This is a genomic window from Bosea sp. F3-2, assembly GCF_008253865.1.
Lineage (GTDB): Bacteria > Pseudomonadota > Alphaproteobacteria > Rhizobiales > Beijerinckiaceae > Allobosea.
Genome location: NZ_CP042331.1, coordinates 1,990,249 through 2,015,905, shown reverse-complemented (window position 1 = coordinate 2,015,905; position 25,657 = coordinate 1,990,249). Strand labels below are relative to the sequence as shown.

At 64.9% G+C, this 25,657-nt stretch carries 21 protein-coding genes and 1 riboswitch; of the genes, 15 read left to right on the top strand and 6 right to left on the bottom strand.

Annotated features, from left to right (window positions below):
• Window positions 1–332: 332 nt before the first annotated feature.
• Window positions 333–1,364 (bottom strand): LacI family DNA-binding transcriptional regulator, encoded by a 1,032-nt coding sequence (locus tag FQV39_RS09345; protein WP_149130036.1) that lies wholly within the window; start codon window positions 1,362–1,364, stop codon window positions 333–335.
• Between the two features lie 164 nt (window positions 1,365–1,528).
• Here FQV39_RS09345 and FQV39_RS09340 point away from each other — a divergent pair, with 164 nt between their 5' ends.
• The 11 genes from FQV39_RS09340 (at window position 1,529) to FQV39_RS09290 (ending at window position 13,459) form a co-directional block, all read left to right on the top strand.
• Entirely contained in the window at window positions 1,529–2,806 is a 1,278-nt protein-coding gene (locus FQV39_RS09340; RefSeq protein WP_149130035.1) for an ABC transporter substrate-binding protein, read from the top strand.
• A gap of 5 nt (window positions 2,807–2,811) precedes the next feature.
• A complete protein-coding gene (locus tag FQV39_RS09335) occupies window positions 2,812–3,834 on the top strand; it encodes a carbohydrate ABC transporter permease (protein WP_187640226.1) in 1,023 nt (340 codons plus the stop codon).
• Complete coding sequence (locus FQV39_RS09330; protein WP_472840631.1) at window positions 3,831–4,901, top strand: carbohydrate ABC transporter permease; 1,071 nt, start codon at window positions 3,831–3,833, stop codon at window positions 4,899–4,901. Before FQV39_RS09335 ends, FQV39_RS09330 begins: the two co-directional genes overlap by 4 nt.
• A gap of 16 nt (window positions 4,902–4,917) precedes the next feature.
• Window positions 4,918–5,985 carry an ABC transporter ATP-binding protein gene (locus tag FQV39_RS09325; protein WP_149130034.1) on the top strand — a complete coding sequence of 356 codons (1,068 nt, stop codon included), beginning with the start codon at window positions 4,918–4,920 and terminating at the stop codon, window positions 5,983–5,985.
• Between the two features lie 19 nt (window positions 5,986–6,004).
• The gene (locus FQV39_RS09320) at window positions 6,005–8,296 is read left to right on the top strand and encodes a glycoside hydrolase family 31 protein (protein ID WP_149130033.1); all 2,292 of its coding nucleotides are present in this window, start codon (window positions 6,005–6,007) and stop codon (window positions 8,294–8,296) included.
• Between the two features lie 523 nt (window positions 8,297–8,819).
• Entirely contained in the window at window positions 8,820–8,966 is a 147-nt protein-coding gene (napE, locus tag FQV39_RS09315; protein ID WP_149133750.1) for a periplasmic nitrate reductase, NapE protein, read from the top strand.
• A 9-nt stretch (window positions 8,967–8,975) separates the two neighbouring features.
• Window positions 8,976–9,485 carry a ferredoxin-type protein NapF gene (gene napF, locus FQV39_RS09310; RefSeq protein WP_149130032.1) on the top strand — a complete coding sequence of 170 codons (510 nt, stop codon included), beginning with the start codon at window positions 8,976–8,978 and terminating at the stop codon, window positions 9,483–9,485.
• Window positions 9,478–9,765 (top strand): chaperone NapD, encoded by a 288-nt coding sequence (locus FQV39_RS09305; protein WP_149130031.1) that lies wholly within the window; start codon window positions 9,478–9,480, stop codon window positions 9,763–9,765. Before napF ends, FQV39_RS09305 begins: the two co-directional genes overlap by 8 nt.
• The gene (gene napA, locus FQV39_RS09300; RefSeq protein WP_149130030.1) at window positions 9,762–12,263 is read left to right on the top strand and encodes a periplasmic nitrate reductase subunit alpha; all 2,502 of its coding nucleotides are present in this window, start codon (window positions 9,762–9,764) and stop codon (window positions 12,261–12,263) included. The genes FQV39_RS09305 and napA overlap by 4 nt, the downstream gene beginning before the upstream one ends.
• Window positions 12,230–12,733: a nitrate reductase cytochrome c-type subunit gene (locus FQV39_RS09295; protein WP_149130029.1), complete on the top strand. Its 504-nt coding sequence runs from the start codon at window positions 12,230–12,232 to the stop codon at window positions 12,731–12,733. Before napA ends, FQV39_RS09295 begins: the two co-directional genes overlap by 34 nt.
• Window positions 12,734–12,745: 12 nt before the next feature.
• On the top strand, window positions 12,746–13,459 hold the full coding sequence (locus tag FQV39_RS09290; protein ID WP_149130028.1) for a cytochrome c3 family protein: 714 nt from the start codon (window positions 12,746–12,748) through the stop codon (window positions 13,457–13,459).
• Window positions 13,460–13,569: 110 nt separating this feature from the next.
• Here FQV39_RS09290 and FQV39_RS09285 read toward each other — a convergent pair whose 3' ends face one another.
• A complete protein-coding gene (locus tag FQV39_RS09285; RefSeq protein WP_248313302.1) occupies window positions 13,570–15,513 on the bottom strand; it encodes a TonB-dependent receptor plug domain-containing protein in 1,944 nt (647 codons plus the stop codon).
• Between the two features lie 122 nt (window positions 15,514–15,635).
• A riboswitch (cobalamin riboswitch) is annotated at window positions 15,636–15,834 on the bottom strand.
• A gap of 227 nt (window positions 15,835–16,061) precedes the next feature.
• On the opposite strand from FQV39_RS09285, the gene FQV39_RS09280 reads away from it, so the two are divergent.
• The gene (locus FQV39_RS09280; protein WP_149130026.1) at window positions 16,062–18,431 is read left to right on the top strand and encodes an Orn/Lys/Arg family decarboxylase; all 2,370 of its coding nucleotides are present in this window, start codon (window positions 16,062–16,064) and stop codon (window positions 18,429–18,431) included.
• A gap of 15 nt (window positions 18,432–18,446) precedes the next feature.
• Entirely contained in the window at window positions 18,447–19,052 is a 606-nt protein-coding gene (locus FQV39_RS09275; protein WP_149130025.1) for a GNAT family N-acetyltransferase, read from the top strand.
• A 344-nt stretch (window positions 19,053–19,396) separates the two neighbouring features.
• Here FQV39_RS09275 and FQV39_RS09270 read toward each other — a convergent pair.
• The 4 genes from FQV39_RS09270 to FQV39_RS09255 all read right to left on the bottom strand — a co-directional run bounded on the left by FQV39_RS09270 (window position 19,397) and on the right by FQV39_RS09255 (window position 23,254).
• A protein-coding gene (locus tag FQV39_RS09270; protein ID WP_149129006.1) for an IS5 family transposase occupies window positions 19,397–20,151 on the bottom strand; the annotation gives its coding sequence in 2 pieces (ribosomal slippage) (window positions 19,397–19,818 and window positions 19,818–20,151; 756 coding nt in all).
• A gap of 155 nt (window positions 20,152–20,306) precedes the next feature.
• Window positions 20,307–20,696 carry a cyclic nucleotide-binding domain-containing protein gene (locus FQV39_RS09265; RefSeq protein ID WP_187640224.1) on the bottom strand — a complete coding sequence of 130 codons (390 nt, stop codon included), beginning with the start codon at window positions 20,694–20,696 and terminating at the stop codon, window positions 20,307–20,309.
• 208 nt (window positions 20,697–20,904) lie between these two features.
• Window positions 20,905–23,082 carry a catalase/peroxidase HPI gene (katG, locus tag FQV39_RS09260; RefSeq protein WP_149130023.1) on the bottom strand — a complete coding sequence of 726 codons (2,178 nt, stop codon included), beginning with the start codon at window positions 23,080–23,082 and terminating at the stop codon, window positions 20,905–20,907.
• Window positions 23,066–23,254, bottom strand: a complete 189-nt coding sequence (locus tag FQV39_RS09255) for a hypothetical protein (RefSeq protein WP_149130022.1) — start codon at window positions 23,252–23,254, stop codon at window positions 23,066–23,068. Before FQV39_RS09255 ends, katG begins: the two co-directional genes overlap by 17 nt.
• 109 nt (window positions 23,255–23,363) lie before the next feature.
• On the opposite strand from FQV39_RS09255, the gene FQV39_RS09250 reads away from it, so the two are divergent.
• Together FQV39_RS09250 and FQV39_RS09245 are read left to right on the top strand one after the other, a co-directional pair.
• Window positions 23,364–24,269 carry a hydrogen peroxide-inducible genes activator gene (locus tag FQV39_RS09250; protein WP_149130021.1) on the top strand — a complete coding sequence of 302 codons (906 nt, stop codon included), beginning with the start codon at window positions 23,364–23,366 and terminating at the stop codon, window positions 24,267–24,269.
• Between the two features lie 128 nt (window positions 24,270–24,397).
• The gene (locus tag FQV39_RS09245) at window positions 24,398–25,639 is read left to right on the top strand and encodes an MFS transporter (RefSeq protein ID WP_149130020.1); all 1,242 of its coding nucleotides are present in this window, start codon (window positions 24,398–24,400) and stop codon (window positions 25,637–25,639) included.
• Window positions 25,640–25,657: the final 18 nt, after the last annotated feature.

Genomic DNA, 25,657 nt, shown 5'->3' with positions numbered 1-25,657 from the left:
TATTAGACTTTAGGCGTACGTCTTGGCCGCCGGGGAGAGCTGACCGGAGGGCTGCAAGCCCTCCCAGCTTCCAGGAACGGCCGGCTCCGTTCCAAAACGGAGCGGGTGATCCAATATTTCACAATATTACAGATAGTTAGGAGGTTCGGCTGAGCGTTCCGGTGGCGTCGAAGCGGGGGGTGCGGGGATTGTACGTGACCGAAGGAAACGAACGTCGGGGAGGGCCGCACCGGACACGGCGCGTGACATGACGCAATCGTGATTTGGAACGGCGGCTCGCCGCAGGCTCGCGCGATGTTCGGCCATTCCTGCGACAGGCAGGCGAGATGGAATCAGGCGCTGAGCCGCTCGATCATCCGTGGCGGGTCATGGGGCACATTGACCTCCTGCGTCGCCGCCCCGCCCCACAGAGACCGCAGCTGCGCGACGACATACTGGCCGAAATGCTCGTAGGGGATGCGGATCGAGGTCAGCCAGGGCGCGATCCAGCGATTGATCGCATTGCCGTCGATGCCGATCAGCGCGCAGCGGTCGGGGATGGCGACATTGCCTTCGGCAGCCAGCCGATAGGCGCCATAGGCGATCATGTCGCTGACGCAGAGAACTCCATCCGGCCAGCCGCCATCCTTCACCAGCTTCTGCGCCGCGGCGTAGCCGATCTCGATATGCGACAGGCCGGGCGCGCTCGCGCGCCGGATATCGTCCGCGGGAAGGCCGCGCGCGACAAGCCTGTCGATGAAGCCGGCGGCCCGCTCCGCGGTGCTGGAGGCGTTCTGCGCAGCCATCAGCACGGCCGGACTCCGAACGCCGCGTGCAAGCAGGTAATCGGCGGCATCAGCGCCGGCGGCGCGGTTGTCGATGCCGACATAGGCGCCGCCGCCGAGCGGATTGCGCCGCGCCACGAAGACCATCGGATCGCCGCGCTTCAGCGCATCGGCGAGGCCGGGGCTGCGCACCGCACTGACCATGACGTAGCCGGCGACGAACTGATCGCGCATCGCACGCAGATAGTCGTCCTGCAGATCGGCCCGGTCATGCGTGTCGCAGAGGATCATGACGAAGCCGGCGTCGCGCAGCGCCGCTTCCGTCGAGACCGCGATCGCGGCCATGGCGGGATTGTCGAGATTGGGCGCGAGCATTGCGACGACGCGGCTGGCCCGGCGCTTGAGCGCCCGCCCGACCGGGTTCGGACGATAGCCCAGCCGGACGATGGCTTCCTCGACCCGCGCGATCGTATCGGCTGAGGCCCGGCCGGCCTTGCCGTTGACGATCCGTGAAACGGTCGCGACCGAGACGCCGGTCTCGCGTGCGACGGTTGCGAGCGACGCCAGGCTCTGCTGCGGTCTTGCGGCCTTCGCCGTCATGATCCTCCCCGGTCCCTTTGCGCGGTGCAGGCGCCGGCAGTTGGGTATAAGCCGGCTAACTCAGCAATGGCGCGCGTTTCGCCCGTTGACAAGCAAGGCAAACGTTTGCCTTACTAGTTGTCAAGACGCTCGTTGAGGCGTCGTCATTCAGGGATGGAACGCAGATGCAGAGGAAGCATTGGATTTCCGCGCTCGCGCTGACGGTTGGCCTCGTCGCCGGTAGCGGGGCCTTCGCCCAGACCACGGTACGCATTGCCTGGTACTCCGACGGCAATGAGGGCGAGGTCGTTTCCGATCTGCTGAAGCGTTTCGAGGCGCAGAACAAGGACATCAAGGTCGTCCTCGATCAGGTGCCCTACAAGGCGATCACCGAGAACCTGCCGGTCCAGCTCGCCTCGGGGCAGGGTCCCGACATCGCCCGCGTCGTCGATCTCGGCGGCATCGCCCGCTATGCGCTCGACATGCGCCCCTATCTGAAGGATGCCTCCTACTGGGAGAAGAATTTCGGGCCGTTCCTGCCCTGGATGCGCCCTGAGGGCGACACCAGTGCGATCACCGGCTTCATGACGCAGCTCACCGTCACCGGCCCCTTCGTCAACAAGACGCTGTTCGAGCAGGCCGGCGTTGCCATGCCGGGCGCCAAGGCGACCTGGGAGGATTGGGGCAAGGCGGCCAAGGCCGTGGCCGACAAGGTGCAGGCGCCGTTCCCGCTCGCCATGGACCGCTCGGGCCATCGCTTCTTCTCGGTCGCCGTCTCCGAGGGTGCCAAGGTCTTCGACGACAAGGGCGAGCCCGCGGTGGTCGATGAGGGTTTCAAGCGCGCCGCCAAGCTGGTCTATGACTGGCACAATAACGGCGTGATGAAGAAGGAGCTCTGGGGCTCGGTCTCCGGCACCGCCTATCGCGGCGCCAATGACGAGTTCAAGAACGCCCAGGTGGTGATGTACCACTCCGGCTCCTGGCAGATCGCCCAGTTCGACAAGACGGTCGGCGATGCCTTCGACTGGGTCGCGGCTCCCTCGCCCTGCGGGGCGGGCGGCTGCTCCGGCATGCCGGGCGGCGCCGGCCTCGTCGCGATCAAGACGACCAAGAGCCCGGAAGCCGTCGCCAAGGTGATGGATTATCTGGCGAGCGAGCCGGTGCTGAGCGAGTTCTATGCCCGCTCGCTCTTCGTGCCGGGCCATCTCGGCATCGCCGCCAAGGGCCTCGACTACAAGGATGCCAAGCCGCAGGCCAAGGCGGCGCTCAAGGTCTTTTCGGATCAGGTCGCGCAGCTCTCCCCGGTCGCCTTCAAGCTGCAGGGCTACGTCAACAACCGCGTCATCTTCAACGCGACGATCAGCCGCCTCGGCCAGGCGATCTCGGGTGAGGGCACGCTCGACGACGCCTTCAAGCGGATCGAAGCCGACATCGCCCAGCAGATCGCCGAGCGCAAGAAGTAAGACGGATGGCCTCCGCCGACATGAACCCGCGCCGCGAAGGCGCGGGCGCCGCTGGCGCTCTCGCCGCGCCGCTCGCGCTCCTGATGCGCTTTGTCGACTGGCCGATGCGGGCGCTCCAGCGCCTGATTGGCGAGCGGCGGATGGCCTATGTCTTCATCCTGCCCAACCTCGCCTTCTTCTCGCTCTTCGTCTTCCTGCCGCTCGTCATCAACTTCATCTTCTCGGTGACGGGCGGGGCAGGGCTCTTCCCGACCGAGCGCCCCTTCGTCGGGGCGCAGCAATACGCCTATCTCTTCGATTGCGGCTCCTTCCTCGATCCCGCCTCCTGCCGCGAGGACCATTTCTGGCGCGGCGTCTACAACACCGCCCGCTTCACCGCTTTCCAGGTCACGGCGATGGTGCTGTTCTCGCTGCTGACGGCGATCGTCCTGAACATGAAGATCCGGGCGCGCGGCTTCTTCCGCGCCGTCTATTTCTTCCCGGTGCTGCTCTCGCCGGTGGTGGTGGCGCTGACCTGGAAATGGATCCTCCAGCGCGATGGCCTGCTCAACGCGGCAATCACCTCGCTCGGCGGCGAGCGCATCCTCTTCCTGGTCGATCCGAGCTGGGCGATGTTCTGGGTCGTCTTCGTCTCGGTCTGGGCCCATATGGGCTTCTACACGTTGATCCTGCTCGCAGGCCTGCAGGCGATCCCGGCCGATCTCTATGAAGCGGCCGAGATGGACGCGACGCCGCGCTGGCGCATGTTCTGGCGCATCACCCTGCCCCTGCTCTGGCCGAACATGATCGTCGTGATCGTGCTGGCGCTGATCAAGGGCGTGCAGACCTTCGACGAGGTCTTCGTGCTCACGGGGGGCGGCCCCGGCACGGCGACGCTGCTGGTGGTGCACTACATCTACGAGACGGCCTTCGCCAATCAGGTGCAGAATTTCGGCCTGGCGGCGGCGGCCTCCGTGGTGCTCGGCGTCGTGCTCTTCGCGCTGACGCTGGCCCAGCTCGCGGCGAGCCGCCGCAAGGGGGCTGCATGAGCCAGGCTGTTCACACCAACAGGGCCGTCGCCATGATGACCGCCCGCCGCAAGCCCGGCCGCTGGCATTGGACCGACATCGCGGCTTACGCCTATCTGCTGTTCGGCGTCTTGCTGATGTTCGGGCCGGTGCTCTGGCTCGGCCTGTCCTCCTTCAAGACGCAGGCCGGCCTGCTCGAATTCCCGCCCTCGCTGCTGCCGATGTCGCAGAAGGAAGTGGTGTTGCCGGGCCAGTCCCAGCCGCTGCCGCTCTTCGAGGTCGAGGTGCCCGACGGCTCCAAGCGCGTGCTGGCGCAGGTCCGCCGTATCGGCATCCAGGCGCAGATGGTCGATCCGGCCAATCCGGGCGAGACGATCCGCGTGCCGATCGACAAGCGCAAGCCGGTGCGGGAGTTCAAGCTCGCGACCGAGAACTATAGCGAGCCGCTGGAGCGCTTTGCCTTCACGCGCTTCCTCTGGAATTCGGTCTTCGTCACGCTGGTGGCGACGATCATCACGCTGATGATCAACTCGATGGCGGCCTATGCGCTCTCGATCTACGAGTTCCGCGGCAAGACCGCGGTGATGCTGATGGTGATCGGCACGCTGATGATCCCGATCACGATCATCCTGGTGCCGGTCTATCTCGTCATCACCAAGCTCGGCCTCGTGAATTCGCTCTGGGCGGTGATCCTGCCCGGCGCGGCCACGCCCACCGGCGTCTTCCTGCTGCGCCAGTACATGCTGACCTTGCCGCGCGACCTGATCGAGGCCGCGCGCATGGACAAGGCGTCGGAGTGGCAGATCTACTGGCGCATCGTCATGCCGCTCGCCATGCCGGCTCTCGCCGTGCTCGCGATCTTCTCGATCATGTGGCGCTGGAACGAGTTCCTCTGGCCGCTGGCGGTGCTGACCAAGACCGAGTCCTACACGCTGCAGATCGGCCTCAACGCCTTCCAGGGCGAGTTGCAGACGCAGTGGCACTATCTGCTCGCGATGACCGTGGTGACGCTGCTGCCGGTCGCGCTCGTCTTCGTCTTCCTGCAGCGCTTCATCACCACAGGCATCGCCAACACGGGCATGAAATGAGGGAAGTGAGTTCCGCATGGCCGAACTGAAGCTCTCCACTGTCAGCAAGGCCTATGGCGCGACGAAGGTGCTGCATGGCATCGACCTGCATGTCGCGGATGGCGAGTTCGTCGTCTTCGTCGGCCCCTCCGGCTGCGGCAAGTCGACCCTGCTGCGCTCGATCGCGGGGCTGGAGGAGATCACCGACGGCACGATCGCGATCGACGGCGCCGACGTCACCGGTCTGCCAGCCTCCGAACGTGGGCTTGCGATGGTGTTCCAGTCCTATGCGCTCTATCCGCATATGAGCGTCTACGCGAACATGGCCTTCGCGCTGGAGAACATGGGCTTCAAGCGCGACGAGATCGAGAAGCGCGTGAAGCGCGCGGCTGAGATGCTGCGCCTCACGGATTATCTTGAGCGCAAGCCCAAGGCGCTCTCCGGCGGCCAGCGTCAGCGCGTCGCCATCGGCCGCGCCATCGTGCGCGATCCGAAGATCTTTCTCTTCGACGAGCCGCTCTCGAACCTCGACGCCGAGTTGCGCGTCGCCACCCGCAAGGAGCTCGCTGCGCTCCACGCCGAGATCGGCGGCACGATGATCTACGTCACGCACGATCAGGTCGAGGCGATGACGCTGGCCGACCGCATCGTCGTGCTGCGGAGCGGCCGGATCGAGCAGGTCGGCACGCCGCTCGAACTCTACAATCGCCCCGACAACCTCTTCGTCGCCGGCTTTATCGGCTCGCCGCGCATGAACCTGCTGCCTGGTCGCGTGACCGCCGACGGCAAGGTCGCGCTCGGCGAGGGCGGTCATGAGGTCGCCTGCGCCACCGGCAGCCTCGCCGCTGGAGCCAAGGTCACGCTCGGCATCCGGCCCGAGCATCTGGCGCTGGCCCCGGAAGGGCAGGGGCTGCCGCTATCCGTCGATCTCGTCGAGCGGCTGGGCGGCGAGAGCTATCTCTACGGGACGAGCGTCAGCCTGCCACAGATTACGCTCCGGCTCGACGGCCAGAGCGAGCATGAGCGCGGCCACGAGGTCTCGCTCGCCTTCCCGCAGCAGAGCCTGCACCTGTTCGACGAAGCCGGCCGGGCGATCCGACCTTAAGATTGCTGAGAGAGATTCCATGAAAGCCCTGACGCAAGGCCGCTATCTCGGCCGCGATGGCGAGGCCGCCCTGTTCGAAGTCGGGCTCGGCAACACCATCATCGTGCGCATTCTCGAAGGCGATATCGGCCGGGTGACGCTGAAGCCGCAGGACGGTTACCGGCTCGACCGCGGCTGGTCGATCGCGCCTGGCGGGCTGGAGCCGCCCTATGAGGGACGTCCGCGTGACAGCCTCGCTGGCTTTGCCTGCCCGAAGGCGAGCGTCAGCGAGCGCAGTGGCATGGTCGTGCTGTCCGCTGGCGGCCTCACGGCCGAGATCACGCTGGAACCGTTCAGCATCGCCTGGCGCCGCGACGGCGAGGACAAGCCGTTTCTGCAGGATCGCACCACCCAGGCCTATCTGGTCTCGCCGCGCACCGGCGCGCTCGCGCATTTCATGGCCCGCGACTATGCGGAGCGCCATTACGGCCTCGGCGACAAGGCAGGCCCGCTCGACCGGACCGGCCGCCGCTTCGCCATCGATGCGGTCGATCCTTGCGGCTTCGATGCCGAGCTTTCGGACCCGCTCTACAAGATGCTGCCCTTCTTCATCGTCGACGGGCCGGCAGGGGCGCATGGCCTCTATTACGACAACCTAGCTACCGGCAGCGTCGATTTCGGCTGCACGCTCGACAATTACCACGGCCTGTTCCGTTCCTGGAAAGGCGATGACGGCGATCTCGACTACTATGTCATCGCCGGACCGACCGTGCCGGACGTGGTGAAGCGCTTCTCCTGGCTGACCGGCGGGCAGGCCTTCGCGCCGCTCTGGTCCTTCGGCTTCGGCGTGACCTCGATGGCGATCGCCGACGCGCCCGATGCCGACGCCCGCATCAGTGATTTCATCGGCAAGCTGGAGACGCATCGCATTCCCTGCGACAGCTTCCATTTCGGATCGGGCTATACGCAGATCGGCCATCGCCGCTACGCCTTCAACTGGAACCGCGACAAGTTCCCGGATCCGAAGGCGACGATGCAGCGGCTGAACGATGCCGGCATCTACACGGTCGCCAATCTCAAGCCCTGCCTTCTCGACGACCATCCGCGCCTGCGCGAGGCGCTCGACGACAGCTTCCTGGTCAAGGACGGCAAGACCGGTGCGCCGGCCGTCGCGCAGTTCTGGGATGGGCTCGGCTTCCATCTCGACTACACCAACCCCAAGGGCCGGGCCTGGTGGCGCGAGGGCATCGAGACCGCGCTGCTCGACTACGGCTTCACCACCGTCTGGAACGACAACAACGAATACGAGATCTGGGACGAGGATGCCGTCTGTGACGGCGACGGCCATCCGTTCCGGCAGGCACTGGCGCGCCCCGCCCAGCCGCTCCTGATGACCAAGCTCTCTTATGAGGCGCAGGCCGATCGTCAGCCCGGCAAGCGGCAATATGCGATCACGCGCGGCGGCTGCGCGGGTATCTCGCGCTACGCCCAGACCTGGTCAGGCGATAACGAGACCGCCTGGAAGACGCTGCGCTACAACCTGACGCAAGGTCTCAATATGAGCCTGTCGGGCATGTTCAGCATCGGTCACGACGTCGGCGGCTTCCACGGCCCGACGCCGGGCCCGGAGCTCTTCGTGCGCTTCAACGAGTTCTGCAGCCTGTGGCCGCGCATGGTGATGAACTCCTGGAACGATGACGGCATCGTCAACCTGCCCTGGATGTATCCGGAGATGGTGCCGCAGGTGCGCCAGGCGATCTCGCTGCGTTACCGGCTGATGCCCTATCTCTACACGCTGATGTGGCGCGCCAGCCGCGACGGCACCCCGGCGGTGCGCCCGCTGCTCTGGGATTTCCCGAAGGATCCGCAGGCGGTGAAGATCGACGACGCCTTCATGCTCGGGCCGGACGTGCTGGTCGCGCCGGTGCTGGAGGAGGGCGCCCGTGAGCGCAGCGTCTATCTGCCCGAGCATAAGGGTGGCTGGTACGACTGGCATGAGGGCAAGCACTTCGCCGGGGGTACGGTCGTGACCGTCGCGGCCCCGCTTGGTCGCCTGCCGGTCTTCGTCCGGGCCGGTGCGCTGATCCCGCTCGGCAACGCCGAAGGCATCGACGATCAGCGCGAACTCCTCGTCTGTGGCATCGTCGAGGGCGCTTCCGGCGAGCTCTATGAGGATGATGGCGAGACCAGCGACTGGCGCGGCGCAGGCGCGACGGTCATCCGCTTCAGCGTGCGCAACGGCGAGATCGAGATCCATCAGGAGGGCGAGACGGAGCCCCAGTTCGATCGGATCGCGATCCGCCACATCGGCACTGACGGCGCCGGCGCCTGAAGCCCTGCAGGGAGGCGAGTGCTCCAGCCCGACTTGCGTCGGGCTGGAGATGTATTGCCTGCTAGACCGTGTTAACAGCTGGCGCTGTGAGCTGGGGAACCTCACCGTCATTCCGGGGCAGCCCGCAGGGCTGAGCCCGGAACCCATGACCACGACACCGCCGAAGGTTCGCTGCGGTTGCCGCATCGCCCCAGCCCCGATCCTCGTGGTCATGGGTTCCGGGCTCGGACCTCCGGTCCGCCCCGGAATGACGGGGGGCCGTCAAAACACAGGACGCTCTAAGCAAGAGCAGCGCCAAGTAGCCGGGATTGCGACCGTCGCGAAGACATCTTTGCGCTAGATCAAGGCCTTGAGGCGGACGTGTTTTCCGAGTGCGAGGGCGGTAGACAACGACGATCATTTCAGCTTCTCTTTCGTCGATCTCAAATCTGGTGGCGGCGCGATTTGTGAACGCCCGCACGCGAAGGGACGAGAGATGACGACCGAGACCGCAGGGGCAGGCGGCCAGAAGACCGCTCCGGAAATGCCGACGAAACGAGCCGAATTGTTGGCTTTCCTGACACTGGCTGTCTTGATCTGGCCGATCGTTGCTGTCGGCGTCGTCGGCGGTTACGGCTTCCTGGTTTGGATGTTCCAACTCGTTGTCGGTCCGCCCGGACCGCCGCATTGAGGCTGGACCATGGAACGCACCGCCATTGATCGCGGGCGCCGCAACTTCCTGACCGGCCGGCGCCTTTCATTGCCCGACAGGGTTCGCCCACCGTGGTCCCGTGCCGCGTCGATCGCTGCGGCCTGTACCGGTTGCGGTGCCTGCGTGCCTGCCTGCCCGCAGCACATCATCGCGCTCGACGAGTCCGGCCGGGCCGCCCTCGACTTCAGGGGAGGCGAATGCAGCTTCTGCGGCGCCTGTGCCGAGGCCTGCCCTGAGCCGGTCTTCGACCGCGCCATTTCCGCCTTCGAGCATGTGGCTGTGATCGGGCCGGAATGCTTCGCCGGGCGCGGCATCGTTTGCCAGAGCTGCGGCGATGCCTGTCCGGAGAGCGCGATCCGCTTTCGTCCGCGCCTCGGCGGGCCGGCCATGCCGGAGCTGGCTGCCGATCGCTGCAGCGGCTGTGGCGCCTGCATCGCGGCCTGTCCGGCCGGGGCCATCAGCGCGAGTGCGCGTCCGCCGGAGGCTACCCATGGCTGAGCCCTCGCGCCCGCGCTTCCATCACATTTCGAGCGCCGTCGTCTCGGCTTTGCCGGCACACGTCGATGCGGTGCTCGCCAGCATTCGCGAGCTGCCAGAGACCGAGATTCACCGCGTTGAGAACGGCAAGATCGTGATCGTGCTGGAAGGTGCGAGCACGGGCGTGATCGGCGACCGGCTGGCCGCCATCAGCCTGCTGGACGGCGTGCTTTCGGCCAACATGGTGTTCGAGCAGATCGAAGACCTCGAAAAACTCGACGACCCTGGAGTAGACCCATGACCTTGTCCCGTCGCGAGATGCTGAAGGCGCAGGCGGCCGGCGTCGCTGCGCTCGCCGCCAATATGAGCGTGCCGGCTGAGGCGCAGCCGGTCACGGGCGGCGTCGATAGCTTGCAGATCAAATGGTCGAAGGCGCCGTGCCGCTTCTGCGGCACCGGCTGCGGCGTGATGGTCGGCGTCAAGGAAGGGCGCGTCATCGCCACGCATGGCGACATGAAGGCCGACGTCAATCGCGGCCTCAACTGCATCAAGGGCTATTTCCTCTCCAAGATCATGTACGGCAGCGACCGGCTGACCCAGCCGCTGCTGCGCAAGAAGAACGGCGTCTATGCCAAGGACGGCGAGTTCACGCCGGTCTCCTGGGAGGAGGCTTTCGACACCATGGCCGCGAAGGCCAAGGCGACGCTCAAGGCCAAGGGGCCGACCGCGCTCGGCATGTTCGGCTCCGGCCAGTGGACGATCTTCGAGGGCTATGCCGCGACCAAGCTGATGCGGGCCGGCTTCCGCTCCAACAACCTCGATCCGAACGCCCGCCACTGCATGGCGTCCGCGGCCTATGCCTTCATGCGCACCTTCGGCATGGACGAGCCGATGGGCTGCTATGACGATTTCGAGCATGCCGACGCCTTCGTGCTCTGGGGCTCGAACATGGCGGAGATGCACCCGATCCTGTGGACGCGGGTGACGGACCGCCGGATCGGCCAGCCGCACGTCAAGGTCGCGGTGCTCTCGACCTTCACCCACCGCAGTTCGGACCTTGCCGACATCCCGATCGTGTTCAAGCCGGGCACGGATCTGGCGATCCTGAACTACATCGCCAACCACATCATCTCGACCGGACGGGTGAACAAGGATTTCGTCGACAAGCACACCACCTTCGTGAAGGGCGCGACCGACATCGGCTATGGTCTGCGCCCCGACGATCCACGCGAGGTCAAGGCGAAGAAGGCGGCTGACCCCGCTGCGACGACGCCGAGCGATTTCGAGGCCTATGCCGCCTTCGTGAAGGACTATACACTGGACAAGGTCTCGGCCCTGACCGGCGTCGAGCCTGGCTTCCTGGAGCAGCTCGCCGAGCTCTATGCCGACCCCAAGCGCAAGGTCGTCTCGTTCTGGACCATGGGCTTCAACCAGCATGTGCGCGGCGTCTGGGCGAACCAGCTCGTTTACAACCTGCATCTGCTGACCGGGAAGATTTCCGAGCCCGGAAACAGCCCGTTCTCGCTCACCGGCCAGCCCTCGGCCTGCGGCACGGCGCGCGAGGTTGGCACCTTCGCCCATCGCCTGCCGGCCGACATGACGGTGGTCAATCCCGAGCACCGCAAGCATGCCGAGGAGATCTGGCGCGTCCCGAACGGGATCATTCCGGAGAAGCCCGGCTACCACGCCGTCGAACAGGACCGGATGCTCAAGGACGGCAAGCTGAATTTCTACTGGATCCAGGTCAACAACAACCTCCAGGCCGCGCCGAACTCCAGCAACGAGACCTATCCGGGCTATCGCAACCCCGAGAACTTCATCGTCGTCTCCGACGCCTACCCCACGGTGACGGCGCTGGCCGCCGACCTGATCCTGCCCGCCGCGATGTGGGTCGAGAAAGAGGGCGCCTACGGCAATGCCGAGCGGCGCACCCATGTCTGGCACCAGCTCGTGCAGGCGCCGGGCGAGGCACGCTCCGATCTCTGGCAGCTCATGGAGTTCTCGAAGCGCTTCACCACCGACGAGGTCTGGCCGGCCGAGATCCTCGACGCCAATCCGAACTACAAGGGCAAGACTCTCTTCGACGTCCTCTACCGCAACGGCCAGGTCGATCGCTTCCCCGCGAGCGAGATCGATCCCGAATACGACAATCAGGAAGCGAAGCACTTCGGCTTCTACGTCCATAAGGGCCTGTTCGAGGAATACGCTTCCTTCGGACGCGGCCATGGCCATGATCTCGGACCCTACGATCTCTATCATCGGGTCCGCGGGCTGCGCTGGCCGGTGGTCGACGGCAAGGAGACGCTCTGGCGCTACCGCGAAGGGCTCGACCCTTACGTCAAGCCCGGCAAGGGCGTCGAGTTCTACGGCAACAAGGACGGCAAGGCCCGCATTATCGCGGTGCCCTACGAGCCGCCGGCGGAATCGCCTGATGCCGAATACGATCTCTGGCTGGTCACCGGCCGCGTGCTGGAACACTGGCACTCCGGCTCGATGACCATGCGCGTGCCGGAGCTCTACAAGGCCTTTCCGGGCGCGCGCTGCTTCATGCATCCGGAGGATGCCCGCAAGCGCGGCCTCAATCAGGGCGCGGAGATCAGGCTGATCTCGCGCCGCGGCGAGATGCGCACCCGCGTCGAGACGCGCGGGCGCAACCGCATGCCGCCCGGCGTGGTCTTCGTGCCCTGGTTCGACGCCAGCCAGCTGATCAACAAGACGACGCTAGACGCCACCGATCCCATCTCCAAGCAGACGGATTTCAAGAAATGCGCGGTCAAGATCGTTCCGGTCTCGGGCTGATGCGCTCGCGAACCTTCCTCGGGGCCGCCATGGCGGCGGGCCTCGTCCTCGCCTTCGGTGCCGCCCTCTCGCAGGAGGGGGCGCCGGTGAAGATCGTGCCGCGCCTGACCGGCACGGCCGACCCGATGGCGCTCGACCGGGTGCCGGCGCTCGGCCGGCCGATCGTCGACGACGTCAAGCGGATGCGCAACTATCCGGAGCAACCGCCGGTGATCCCGCATTCCATCGACGGCTACCAGCTCACCCTCAATACCAACCGCTGCATGGACTGCCACAAGCGCGAGTTCACCGAGGGCTCGGGCGCGCCGATGATCAGCGTCACCCATTTCCAGGACCGCGACGGGCAGGTGCTCTCGGATGTGACGCCGCGGCGCTATTTCTGCACCGCCTGCCATGTCCAGCAGACCGATGTCGCGCCGCTCGTCCAGAACCGGTTCCAGGACGCCAAAGACGTCGGCCGGAAGCCTTAGGCGAAACGCATCATGGCCAGGCTCAAATCCTTCGTTCTCTGGTGCTGGAGCGTCGTCGTGCGCTTCTGGCGCATCATCAGCCGGCCGAGCGCCTATCTGCCGCTCGGCTTCCTGACGCTGGGCGGCTTCGTCTGCGGCGTGATCTTCTGGGGCGGTTTCAACACCGCGCTGGAAATCACCAACACCGAGAAGTTCTGCACGTCCTGTCACGAGATGCGCGACAACGTCTATCAGGAGCTGCAGTCGACGGTGCATTTCTCCAACCGCTCGGGCGTGCGCGCGACCTGCCCGGACTGCCATGTTCCGCACAACTGGACCGACAAGATCGCCCGCAAGATGCAGGCCTCCAAGGAGGTCTGGGGCAAGATCTTCGGTACGATCTCGACGCGCGAGAAATTCCTCAACCACCGGCTCGAGCTCGCCAAGCATGAATGGTCCCGGCTGAAGGCCAACGACTCGCTCGAATGCCGCAACTGCCATTCCTCGGTCGCGATGGACTTCACCAAGCAGACGCGCCGCGCGGCCGAGATCCACGGCCGCTTCCTGACCACTGGCGAGAAGACCTGCATCGACTGCCACAAGGGCATCGCCCATTTGCTGCCGGATATGACGGGCATCGAGCCAGGCTGGAAGGATGCGCCGGAGCTGCAGGGCAAGGGCAGCGCCTCTTGGCACGGGCCTGAACGGGCCGTGCGGACCTATCTGGCGGAGATCGAGAAGCACTGAGCCGAGCCAGAGTGCTTCGCGCTCGCAGCCCGCGCCGGCTTCGCCGCCGCAGCGCGATCGCCATGGCGGTGAAGGCCGCCATGGCAAGGGCGCGCTTGGCGCGGTAGCGCTCACCCGCCGATCGTCACCTTGATGCCGCCGAAGGCGCCCAAGCCCGGGACGAGGAAGCCGACCGGGTTCTCCCAGCGCTTGTCGAAGAGGTTGTCGATCCGCCCGAACACGGTGACCTTGTCGGTCGCCTTGTATTCGGCCGCGAGATTGACCAGCGTCGCGGCTTTCGCGTTCATCCGGGTGACGGAGAAGTCGCGATTGCCGTCCACCCAGGAGCCGACATAGAGCAGCGTCGCCGAGAGGGTGAGCTTGTCGGTCGGCGTCCATGTCGCGGTCGCGCTCGCCTTGTGGCGCGGCCGGCGCAGCAGCTCCTGCCGGTCGATCTCGTCCTTGGCGAGGGTGAAGGTGTAGTCGGCGCGGATGCGGAATTGCGGCGAGATCTCCAACGCAGCGAAGGCCTCGACGCCCTTGGTCTCGGCCTTGCCGATATTGGCATAGGAGGTGCCCGCGGTGTTCTGAACGATCAGGTTGTCGATGTCGTTCTGGAACCAAGTCGCACCGAACTGCAGCTTGCGGTCGAATAGGGGCTGCTCGAAGCCGACATCCCAGCCGCGGCTTTCCTCCGGCTTCAGGTTCGGATTGCCGTAGAAGTTGAAGCCCGGGCGGTAGTCGATGAAGAGCTCGCTCAGCGTCGGCGCCTTGAAGCCGGTGCCGTAGCTCGCCTTCAGCTTGGTTTCCATTCCCGGAATGATGACGGCGGGGGCGATGCGGTAGGTGGTGTGACCGCCATAGCTGTCGTCGTTGTCATGGCGAATGTTGGCGGCCAGGAAATAGCGATCCTGGATATTGCCCTGATATTCGAGATAGGCGGCCTTGTTGCCGTTGGAGGCGACGAGGCCCGTCGTGTCCAGCCGTTCGCGCTCATATTGCAGGCCCATCAGCAGGTTGTGGCCCTTGGCGATCTCGAGATTGCCGCGCCAGTCGATCTTGGTGCGCTCGCCCAGGTTTTCGTTGGGCAGGCCGAGAATGCCGGTCGTGCCCTTGGCCGTGCGCGTTGCCCGGTCCTGGTTGGTGTAGGAGACGCCGAAGCTGTTGACGAAGCGTCCTCCGAACGGATCCCAGACGACTTCGCTGCGGGTGAAGGCCTGAGCATAGTTCTGCAGCGAGCGATAGGGTGCTGGCCGGCTTGGGAAGCCGGTGTCGCCGGTATAGCGCAATTGCCCTTCCTGATAGCGGCCGACCCAGTTGAGCGTCAGCGTGTCGCTGAGCGCGACGCTGACGCGGCCGGAATAGTTGTAGCTGTCGAAGGCATTGGGGTTGATGCGTCGACCCGGCGGCACGAGGTTCGGCGGCGTCACATCGGTTGTGTCCGTGCGGAAATGCGCGACGTTGAAGGCGTAGCTGAAGCGGTCGTCGCCACCGCTGAAGCCCGCCGACTGGTTGAAGGTGCCGTGGGAGCCGGCCTCGACGCGCGCCGTCGCCTTCGGCGGTCCCTCACCGCGCTTCGTCGTGATCGAGATCACGCCGCCCAGCGCGTTGGCGCCGTAGAGGCCGCTCTGCGGGCCGCGCAGCACCTCGATGCGCTCGATATCGTCGGTCAGCATCGAGCCGAAGTCGAAGGAGCGGTTCGGCGTCGAGGGGTCGTTGGCCTCGATGCCGTCGATCAGCACCTTGACGTGGTTGGAGTTGGTGCCGCGGATGAAGACCGAGGTCTGGCCGCCCGGTCCACCGGTCTGCACGATGTTCATGCCCGGCACGGTGGCGAGCGCCTGCGGCAGGGTGCGGCGCTGCTGCTGCTCGATATCCTTCGCGGTGATGACGGTGACGGAGCTCGCGATCTCGCGTGCCGGGGTCGGCGTGCCGGTGGCGCTGACCACGATCTCGTCGAGGGAGAGCGGGCCGGTCTCACTTTGCGCCAGGGCAGGGGCAGAGCAGGCGAGGGCGAGGAGAGAGGCGCAAAGCAGCAGGCAGCCGCGTCCGGCGGCTGGGGAGAAGACGTTCACGATGGAGACCTCGGGTGTTGACGTCAGTGGCACGTCACCGCGAACGCGATCTCCCATCGGCCGCTCGGATGGCGGCAAACAGTCAAATCAGCGATCGGCGCACCCCGTCCGAACGTGTTCGCGTGTGACCACGGCTGACGGCAGGTCTCCTGGCTCGCGGGTCGGTGCCTTCACGCCGCCTTCCCAGGTCCGAGGCCCCAGTGGCGTCTGGCGAAAGGCTCGCCGCTTACAGTTGCGGGGGCAGCCGCGGCATGGGGCGGAAATCCGTCCGCACCGCGTTCCCTTTTGATCCCGTGAGGGAACCGTCGCGGCGAGGATTAGGGCGGAAATGCGGCGTCGTCAAACCGGTTCGGCACCCTGCGGAGACAGCAAGTCATCTGCTATGGTCGCCGCGGAAGGTTCGTTCCCTGAAGACCGAACTTCGGTTGTCTGCTGAGCGTTTGCCCACGGCCGGGATGTGATTCCGGCAGCAGATGTGGCTAGATCGTTAGTCGCCGGATTGTCGCAAGATTCACTCACTGTTGCGAGTTCACGCCAGCGGAGACGGCATGGATTATTTCAGGCGCTTCACCTTCCTGTTCGCGACGCCGAACTTCGACGCCGAGGACCTCGAAGGGATCCGTTTCAACCAGATCATCGAGGAGATCGAGCGCTCGGGCTTCGAGGTCGTCAAGGCCCGCAAGCTCGAGGATGCCGAGATCGCGGTCCAGACCGATGCGGCCATCGGCTGCATGGTGGTCGACTGGGGCAAGAAGGGCCTCGAGGGCAAGACCGCTGCGCTGATCAACCTGATGCGCCGTCGCGGCCTCGATTTCCCGATTATCCTGCTGATCCGCCGCAAGCGCTTCGAGGACGTGCCGGTCGAGGTGCTCGACTTCATCGACGGCTACATCTTCCTCTCGGAAGAGACCCCGCCCTTCATCGCCAAGAGCCTGATCAGCCGTCTGAAGCAATATGCCGAGACCCTGAAGACGCCGTTCTTCGGCGCGCTCGTCGACTATGCCGAGGAAGGCAACCATCTCTGGACCTGCCCGGGACATAATGGCGGCGTCTTCTACAGCCGCAGTCCGATCGGCCGCGTCTTCATGGAGCATCTCGGCGAAGCCGTCTTCCGTGACGACCTCGACAATTCCGTGCTCGACCTCGGCGACCTGCTGACCCATGAGGGCCCGGCCCTGAAGGCGCAGAAGGAAGCGGCGCAGATCTTCGGAGCGGAGAAGACCTATTTCGTCCTGAACGGCACCTCGACCTCCAATAAGATCGCGCTCGCCGCGCTGGTCTCGGACGGCGACCTCGTCTTGTTCGACCGCAACAACCACAAGGCCGCGCATCACGGCGCACTGCTGATCGCCGGCGGCATCCCGGTCTATATCCCCACAGTGCGCAATGCCTGGGGCCTGATCGGCCCGATGCGCTGGGAGAGCTTCGACGAGGAGGCGCTGCGTGAGCGCATCCGCACCAACCCTCTGGTCAAGGACCCGGACGCCTGGAAGAAGCCGCGCCCGTTCCGCGTCGCCGTGGTCGAGCAGTGCACCTATGACGGAACGATCCACAGCGCGCAGATGATCCTCGATCGCATCGGGCATCTCTGCGAATACATCCTGTTCGACGAAGCCTGGGCCGGCTTCATGAAGTTCCATCCGCTCTATGCGGGCCGCTTCGCCATGGGGCTTTCGGGGCTGGGGCCGGATTCGCCCGGCATCATCGCGACGCAATCGACCCATAAGCAGCTCGCGAGCTTCAGCCAGGCCTCGCAGATCCACATCAAGGACAGGCACATCAAGGGCCAGAAGCGGCGCGTCGAGCACCGGCGCTTCAACGAGAGCTTCATGCAATACGCCTCGACCTCGCCGTTCTATCCGCTGTTCGCCTCGCTCGACGTCGGCGCGCAGATGATGAAGGGGCGTTCGGGCGAGGTGCTCTGGGACGACACGATCCGGCTCGGCATCGAGCTGCGCAAGAAGATCCGGGCCGTGCGGCGCGAGTTCGAGGAGAAGGAGATCCGGCCCGAGCGGCGCTGGTTCTTCGAGCCTTTCGTGCCGGACCGGGTCAGCATCGCCGACGCCTCGCGCGAGGGTGCAGTGCACGACGTCGCCTGGGAGATGGTTGCGACAGATCAGCTTGCGAGCAACCCGGCTTATTGGCAGCTGGCGCCCCATGCGAGCTGGCACGGCTTCACGCAGATGCAGCGGGGCTTCGCCATGACCGACCCCAACAAGCTGACCCTGCTGACGCCCGGCTTCGACCGCGAGACCGGCGCCTATGCCGAGCACGGCATCCCCGCTCCGATCGTTGCGCAGTTCCTGCGCGAGAACCGGATCGTCGCCGAGAAGAACGATCTCAATTCGCTGCTCTTCCTGCTGACGCCGGGCGTCGAGGCCAGCAAGGCCGGCACGCTGATCAGCGGCCTCGTCGCTTTCAAGAAGCTGCATGACGACAACGCCCTGCTGGAAGAGGCGATTCCGGAGTTCTACCGGCGCCGGCCGGGCCGCTATGGCGGCGTGCGGCTGCGTGATCTGTGCGGTGAGATGCACCGCTTCTTCCGCGAGCACGATGTCAGTGCGCTGCAGAACCGGCAGTTCTCGCCCGAGCACCTGCCGGAGATGGCGATGTCGCCGCATGACGCGGCTCGCTGCCTCGTGCGCAACGATGTCGACTATCTGCCGATCGACGCCATCGATGGCCGCATCGCGGTGACGCCCTTCGTCGTCTACCCGCCCGGCATCGCCACCATCGTTCCGGGCGAGCGGCTGACCGAGCGGGCCAAGCCGATGATCGACTATCTCAAGATGTTCGAGGCGAGCTTCAACGCTTTCCCGGGCTTCGACGTCGAAATCCAGGGCCTCTATCGCGAGATCGATCCCGCCGGGCAGGTGCGGCTCTACACCTATGTCGCCAGCGAGCAGGCGCAGGGCTGAAGACGTCGACAACTCATGGAGAACGAAGCGTCGATTGTCATCCGCCCCTCTCGTGACGACGATGTCGAGCCCATGCTGGCGATCTATCGCCGGCATATCCGCCGCGGCATCGAGGCGGGTGTCGAGGACACCGGGACGCCGCAGCCGGACGATCTGCGCGACCGGCGCAAGAACCTGCGCAACCGCAAGCTGCCGCACCTGGTGGCGACCAGTGGCGGCAAGGTCGTCGGCTACGCCTATGTCGTGCTCTTCCGCAAGCGGCCGGCCTACCGCTTCACGGTGAAGCACTCGATCTACGTCCATCACGAGCATCTCGGCCGCGGCATTGGCCGGATGCTGATACAGGCGTTGATCGACGCATGCGCGGCGGCAGGCTTTCGCCAGATGATTGGCTATATCGATGCGGAGAACGCCGCTTCGCTAGCGCTGCACGAGCGTTTCGGCTTCGCCCGCGTGGGCCTGTTGCCGGGCGTCGCTTACCGCTATGGCCGGTGGTCCGACAGCGTCATGGTACAAAGGTCGCTCGGTGCGGGCGCCACGGAGACCGATCCTTTAGTGCTCACCCGCGCTCTTGATGCGGCCGCAAGGCAGCGGGAGCCGGGGCGCTGGAGAAGCAGTTAGAGCCTGCTTCCTTTTCGTGGAAACACGCCGTCATTCCGGACAAGCCGCGATAGCAGCGCCGATCCGGAATCCATCGAAGGGCGCTGCGCTCTACGATGGATTCCGGGTCAAGCCCGGAATGACGGCGCGGTTCCGCGTAAAATCAGCATGCTCTAGCAGCATTCGCAGAGAAGATGGTGCTGGCGGGACGCGTGAGCGCCGGCCAAATTCTTTACTTGAACAGACTGGAAGCGGGGGCGTCCTCGCTGCGAGAACATCCGCCCGCCCTCAGCTTGGGCAGAATGCCGGCGACGAAGCGAAGACATACTGCTCCATGGCTGCAGTCTAGGCTCAGGACTCGTTGATCAGAGCCAGAAGATGACGGTAGCGGCGATACAGATTGCCGAGAAGAAGGTGTGGGCGCATCGGTCGTAGCGTGTGGCGATGCGCCGCCAGTCTTTGAGCTTGGCGAAGAGGTTCTCGACCTTGTGGCGCTGGCGATAGAGCGTCTTGTCGTAGGGATAAGGGGTTTTCCGGCTTCTGCTCGATGGAATGCAGGGTTCGATGCCTTTGGCGACCAGCGCCTGGCGGAACGCGGCGCTGTCGTAGCCGCGATCGGCGATGAGGGTTTTGGCTGGCGGCAGGGCCACGAGCACGAGGCTTGCGCCCTTGTGGTCGCTCATCTGGCCTTCCGAGAGCAGCATGATGATCGGGCGGCCGGTATCGTCGCAGACGGTGTGGAGCTTGGAGTTCAGCCCGCCCTTGGTGCGCCCGATACGACGGGGAAGAGCCCCTTTTTGAGCAGGCTCGCCGCCGTGCGGTGCGCCTTCAGATGCGTCGCGTCGATCATGATCCGCTCCGGCTTCGGCCCTTCGCCGGCAAGACCGGCGAAGATGCGGTCGAAGACGCCGAGCCGGCTCCAGCGGATGAAGCGGTTATAGAGCGTCTTGTGCGGGCCATAGTCCTTGGGCGCGTCCTTCCACTGCAGGCCGTTGCGGATGACGTAGACGATGCCGCTCACCACGCGACGATCGTCGACCCGCGGCACGCCATGCGAGAGCGGAAAATGCGGCGATATCCTCGCCATCTGGCGCTCGCTCAGCAAAAACAAATCACCCATCACGGCATCCTCCCAGACACCGTGAATCACAGATCAAACCAATTTAATAGGTCCTGAGCCTAGAGCCGGATCCGATCAGGTTGAAACAACCTGATCGGCGAATCCGTTTCTAAACTTAAGTGAGAGAACGCGTTGCAGTCAGATCGGGGCGTGCTCTAGAGCGCGGAGTTCGTTGCTCGTAGCCGATCAACAACTTCGCCGAGCACATACCAGACAAAGTTTGGCGTGGTTTCGATCATGAAACGAAACTGCCTCGAGTCCAGTAGGACAACTTCGGAGTTCTCAACCGCTTTTGCAGTCGCAGAGCGCGGCTTCCGGTCGATGAGTGATATAATTCCGAATGTCTTACCCTCAATAACCTGCTCTATAACCTTTCCGCGAATACTGACTTCAACTTTTCCTGTCAAAACAATATAGGCACAATTTGGATGATCGTTCTCTCGAAAGATCACGTCTCCGCTTGCGTAATTTACAACCGTTCCAAGGCCGCGCGCAAGTTGCCTGAAATCAATGTGGCTGCTGGTCGGGAAAGAAAGGTCGTTCATGAGAGACCTCATTCCATCTGGGTAAGGTCACTATATCGCTAGAATTGACCGGCGCAAAACTGCAAATTCTGAGATCGGATAGCCTGTCTGGGCGGGAGCCGAGGCCCGGAAACATCGACATGGGGCCCCATTTAGCGGGGCGGGTCCCGTCGGGAATGAACATTCGGCGGCCGCTCGCCGGCGGCCGCCGAAGGCTTTTCCGCCTGAATCAGATCAGGTCGAAGCGATCGAGGTTGGTCACCTTGGTCCAGGCTGCGACGAAATCCTTCACGAACTTCTCCTGCGCGTCCGAGCTGGCGTAAACCTCGGCCAAAGCGCGCAAGATCGAGTTCGAACCGAACACGAGATCAACGCGGGTCCCGGTCCATTTGAGCTCGCCGCTCTTGCGGTCGCTGCCCTCGAACACATCCTTGGCCTCGGAGACCGCCTTCCACTGCGTCCCCATGTCCAGCAGGTTGACGAAGAAGTCGTTGGTCAGCGTGCCGGGCCGGTCGGTCAGGATGCCGTGGGTGGAGCCGTCGACATTGATATTGATCGCGCGTAGGCCGCCGATCAGCACGGTCAGCTCGGGCGCGGTCAGGGTCAGCAGCTGCGCCTTGTCGATCAGGGCGACCTCTGCGGGAACCGCCGTCCCGGGCTTCTGATAGTTGCGGAAGCCGTCCACGACGGGCTCCAGCCACTTGAAGGAGTCGACATCGGTCTGCCTCTGCGTGGCGTCCGTGCGGCCAGGTGCGAACGGCACCGTCACATCGTGACCGCCCGCCTTCGCCGCCTGCTCGACGCCGGCATTGCCGGCCAGCACGATGAGGTCGGCCAGCGAGACCTTCTTGCCGCCAGCCGCGTCGAGGTTGAACTCGGCCTGGATCCGCTCCAGCGCCTTGAGCACCTTGGCGAGCTGCTCGGGCTGGTTGGCCGCCCAATCCTTCTGGGGGCTGAGGCGGATGCGTGCGCCATTGGCGCCGCCGCGCTTGTCCCCACCGCGGAAGGTGGAGGCCGCGGCCCAGGCAGCGCCTACCAGCTCGGACACGGTCAGGCCCGAGGCCAAAATCTTGGCCTTGAGCGCAGCGGCGTCTGCCGCGTCGATCAGCGGATGATCGACGGCCGGGACGACGTCCTGCCAGATCAGCTCTTCCTTCGGCACTTCCGGGCCGAGATAGCGCGAGCGCGGGCCGAGATCGCGATGGGTCAGCTTGAACCAGGCGCGGGCGAAGGCCTCGGCGAAGGCCTGCGGATCCTCGAGGAAGCGGCGCGAAATCTTCTCGTAGACCGGGTCGAGGCGGAGCGACAGATCGGTCGTCAGCATGGTCGGCTTGCGCTTCTTCGACGGATCATGTGCGTCGGGGATGACATCCTCGGCGTCCTTGGCCTCCCACTGGATGGCGCCGGCCGGGCTGCGGGTCTGCACCCATTCGTACTTGAACAGGTTTTCGAAGAAGTGGTTGCTCCACTGCGCCGGCGTCTGCGTCCAGGTGACCTCGAGGCCGCTGCCGATGGCATCCGCGCCGTGGCCGGTGCCGTAGCTGCTCGTCCAGCCCAGTCCCTGTGCTTCAAGCTCCGCGGCCTCCGGGTCCGGTCCCTTGTAGGACTCGGCCGCAGCACCGTGGGTTTTGCCGAAGGTGTGACCGCCGGCGATGAGCGCGACGGTCTCCTCGTCGTTCATCGCCATGCGGGCGAAGGTCTCGCGGATGAAATGGGCGGCTGAGATCGGATCGCCATTGGCGCCCGGGCCCTCCGGATTGACGTAGATCAGACCCATCTCGGTGGCGCTGAGCGGCGCGTCGAACTTGTCGAGCGGCCGATGGGTCAGCCAGGCAGTCTCGGTGCCCCAGTTGACGTCACGATCCGGCTCCCAGCTGTCCTCGCGGCCTGCGGCGAAGCCGAAGGTTCGGAAGCCCATGGTCTCCAGCGCAACGTTGCCGGTGAGGATGAGCAGGTCGGCCCAGGAGATCTGCTGCCCGTATTTCTGCTTGATCGGCCACAGCAGGCGCCGCGACTTGTCGATATTGACATTGTCCGGCCAGCTGTTGAGCGGTGCGAAGCGCTGCTGGCCGCGCCCGCCGCCGCCGCGGCCGTCGGCGAGGCGATAGGTGCCGGCGGCGTGCCAGGACATGCGGATGAACTGCGGGCCGTAATGGCCGAAATCGGCCGGCCACCAATCCTGCGAGTCGGTCATCAGCTTGCGCAGGTCGTTCTTCAGCGCCGCGTAGTCGAGCTTCTTGAACGCCTCGCGATAGTCGAACGCCTGGCCCAGCGGATCAGATTTCGACGAATGCTGGTTCAGCAGGTCGACGGGCAGCTGGCTGGGCCACCAGTCGCGATTCTGCCTGGCGCCGCCGCCATGGGCGACGGGGCATTTGCCCGTGCTCTCCTCAGTCTTCGCGTTCATGTTTCTCTCCGATCTTGATGAGGTTGATTTCACGGTTCTCTCGACGAGCGGATCGCCCGTTGCTCGGCAGGGCAGTCAGGGCCGCACGGCCGGAAACAAGGTCGTTCCGCTTGAGCTGACGGCCCCGATTCGTCGATGCACCCAGAAGCGGGGCGCCACGGGCCTTCGTCATGCGATGGGGTCGTGCCATCGGCGGCTCCTCGTCTTCGCCCAATGCCTCTTACCAAAGAGGTTTCATTATTTTAATTCCGATTTTCTGATTGCGACGATAAGTTCAAATTATGACAAACCTGACGCTCAAACAGCTGCGCTATTTCGAGGCGCTGGCCCGGAACGGCCATTTCGGACGCGCGGCGGAGGATTGCGCCATCTCGCAGCCAGCTTTGTCGATGCAGATCAAGGCCCTCGAGGAAGAGCTCGGCGCCGAGCTCTTCGAGCGAGACAGGCGCCAGGTTCGATTGACGCGCTTCGGCGAGGAGATTGCTCTGCGGGCCAAGAATATTCTGCGTTCGCTCGACGAAATGGAAGACTACGCGCGCACCTCTCGAAGCGGGCTGGTCGCGAGGCTGCGCATCGGCGTGATCCCGACGGTAGCACCCTATCTGCTGCCGAGCCTCATCAACGACCTGACCCGCCTGTACGATGGCCTCGACCTTCATGTGCGCGAGACGTTGACGCCAAAGCTCGTTCAGGAACTCAACGAGGGCCGGCTCGACATCGCGATCGTTGCCTTGCCGGTGTCGGAACCTTCTTTGACCGAAGTCGCCCTCTTCTCGGAAAGCTTCGTCCTTGTCCGATCGCGCGAGGATGAAGGAAAGCCCGCCCCCAATCGCGAAGCTCTTCGTGAAATGAGGTTGCTGCTCCTGGAGGAGGGGCATTGCTTCCGCGAGCAGGCACTCTCGTTCTGCAACAAGAACCCGCGCTCCTTGCAGCCGCGTGATTTGCTGGATGCAAGTTCCCTGTCGACGCTGGTCCAGATGGTCGATGCGGGTCTGGGCGTCACGCTGATCCCGGAAATGGCCGTGGCGGTCGAGACGCGCTCGGCGTCGGTGTCCGTGACCCGTTTCAAGAACCCGCAACCATCGCGCACCATCGGCATGGTCTGGCGCAAGGCGAATCCGCTGGCGAAGCAATTCTCGCAAATTTCCGAAGCCGTGCGCCTGCCGGCCGGAGCCCATCGGCTATGAGGGGAGTCAGCAGATCGTCGCCATGGGCATCAAGGGCACCGAGGTGACGAAGGAGGCGGCGGGAATGATCCTCGCAGATGACAATTTCGCCCAGGGCACGATGACCGCTATCGCGAAGAACCACTGAGATGAGTGATCAAGCCAAGCAGCCGATCACCGTGGAAGCAACGACGTCATCAGCAACCCGGCAGGGCATTCCCCTCGGAATCTGGGCGCTCGGCTTTGTCTCGATGCTGATGGACATCTCCTCCGAGATGATCCACGCCCTTCTGCCGGTCTACATGGTTGCGGTGCTCGGAACCTCGACGCTGGCCGTGGGCCTCATTGAAGGCGTTGCCGAGGCGACCGCTGCGATCACCAAGGTGTTTTCCGGCGCGCTCAGCGACTGGCTCGGAAAGCGCAAATTCCTCGCGGCCCTCGGCTACGGCCTTGCAGCGTTCACGAAGCCGATCTTTCCGTTGGCCGCGTCGCTCGACTGGCTCGTTGCTGCCCGCTTCATCGACCGCATTGGCAAGGGCATACGCGGCGCGCCTCGCGACGCCCTCGTCGCTGACATTGCGCCACCCGAGCTGCGCGGGGCGAGCTTCGGCCTGCGCCAATCGCTCGATACGATCGGGGCGTTCATCGGCCCGCTGTTGGCGATCGGTCTGATGTGGCTGACGATGAACAACTTCCAGACGGTGTTCTGGATCGCCGTCATCCCGGCCTTCCTGTCCGTCGGCTTGATCCTGATCGCAGTGAAGGAGCCGGAACGGCCCCGGGATTTGCGCCGTGTCCGCCTGCCGCTGCGGCGCGACGAGCTCGGCCGCCTCGGTGCGGGCTACTGGTGGGTGGTGCTGGTCGCGACGGTATTCACGCTCGCCCGGTTCAGCGAGGCTTTTCTGATCCTGCGCGCCCAGTCGATCGGCCTGCCGCTGGCGCTCACGCCGGTCGTGCTGGTCATCATGAGCCTCGTCTATTCGCTGTCGGCCTATCCGATCGGAATCCTCTCCGACCGGACGGACCGGGTGACGATCTTGATCTTCGGCCTGGCGCTGCTGGTTCTTGCTGATCTCGTGCTGGCCTTTGCATCCGGCCTTACGGGCCTCGCTCTCGGCGTGGCGCTCTGGGGGCTCCATATGGGCTTCACCCAGGGCCTGCTCTCGACGCTGATCGCGGAAGCGGCCCCCGCGGAGCTGCGCGGCACCGCCTTCGGCGTATTCAATCTCGTGACGGGCGTGGCGCTTCTCGCGGCAAGCGTGATTGCCGGAGCGCTCTGGGACGCGGTCGGACTGCAGGGAACCTTCCTCTCCGGCGCGGGCTTCGCCGTGCTGGCCGTGATGGGGCTGCTGCCCGTGCGGGACCGGTTCAGGACGTCGCATCGCGCGTGACCGACCTGGCCGGGCCTT

Excerpts from the sequence above, each read along its gene's own strand:
- FQV39_RS09245 (WP_149130020.1), top strand. The coding sequence starts at position 24,398 with ATGAGTGATCAAGCCAAGCAGCCGATCACCGTGGAAGCAACGACGTCA.
- FQV39_RS09325 (WP_149130034.1), top strand. The coding sequence starts at position 4,918 with ATGGCCGAACTGAAGCTCTCCACTGTCAGCAAGGCCTATGGCGCGACG.
- FQV39_RS09340 (WP_149130035.1), top strand. The coding sequence starts at position 1,529 with ATGCAGAGGAAGCATTGGATTTCCGCGCTCGCGCTGACGGTTGGCCTC.
- FQV39_RS09295 (WP_149130029.1), top strand. The coding sequence starts at position 12,230 with ATGCGCGGTCAAGATCGTTCCGGTCTCGGGCTGATGCGCTCGCGAACC.
- napE (WP_149133750.1), top strand. The coding sequence starts at position 8,820 with ATGCCGACGAAACGAGCCGAATTGTTGGCTTTCCTGACACTGGCTGTC.
- FQV39_RS09280 (WP_149130026.1), top strand. The coding sequence starts at position 16,062 with ATGGATTATTTCAGGCGCTTCACCTTCCTGTTCGCGACGCCGAACTTC.
- FQV39_RS09265 (WP_187640224.1), bottom strand. The coding sequence starts at position 20,696 with ATGAACGACCTTTCTTTCCCGACCAGCAGCCACATTGATTTCAGGCAA.
- FQV39_RS09290 (WP_149130028.1), top strand. The coding sequence starts at position 12,746 with ATGGCCAGGCTCAAATCCTTCGTTCTCTGGTGCTGGAGCGTCGTCGTG.
- napA (WP_149130030.1), top strand. The coding sequence starts at position 9,762 with ATGACCTTGTCCCGTCGCGAGATGCTGAAGGCGCAGGCGGCCGGCGTC.
- FQV39_RS09275 (WP_149130025.1), top strand. The coding sequence starts at position 18,447 with ATGGAGAACGAAGCGTCGATTGTCATCCGCCCCTCTCGTGACGACGAT.
- FQV39_RS09250 (WP_149130021.1), top strand. The coding sequence starts at position 23,364 with ATGACAAACCTGACGCTCAAACAGCTGCGCTATTTCGAGGCGCTGGCC.
- FQV39_RS09255 (WP_149130022.1), bottom strand. The coding sequence starts at position 23,254 with ATGACGAAGGCCCGTGGCGCCCCGCTTCTGGGTGCATCGACGAATCGG.
- katG (WP_149130023.1), bottom strand. The coding sequence starts at position 23,082 with ATGAACGCGAAGACTGAGGAGAGCACGGGCAAATGCCCCGTCGCCCAT.
- FQV39_RS09330 (WP_472840631.1), top strand. The coding sequence starts at position 3,831 with ATGAGCCAGGCTGTTCACACCAACAGGGCCGTCGCCATGATGACCGCC.
- FQV39_RS09320 (WP_149130033.1), top strand. The coding sequence starts at position 6,005 with ATGAAAGCCCTGACGCAAGGCCGCTATCTCGGCCGCGATGGCGAGGCC.
- FQV39_RS09335 (WP_187640226.1), top strand. The coding sequence starts at position 2,812 with ATGGCCTCCGCCGACATGAACCCGCGCCGCGAAGGCGCGGGCGCCGCT.
- FQV39_RS09345 (WP_149130036.1), bottom strand. The coding sequence starts at position 1,364 with ATGACGGCGAAGGCCGCAAGACCGCAGCAGAGCCTGGCGTCGCTCGCA.
- napF (WP_149130032.1), top strand. The coding sequence starts at position 8,976 with ATGGAACGCACCGCCATTGATCGCGGGCGCCGCAACTTCCTGACCGGC.
- FQV39_RS09305 (WP_149130031.1), top strand. The coding sequence starts at position 9,478 with ATGGCTGAGCCCTCGCGCCCGCGCTTCCATCACATTTCGAGCGCCGTC.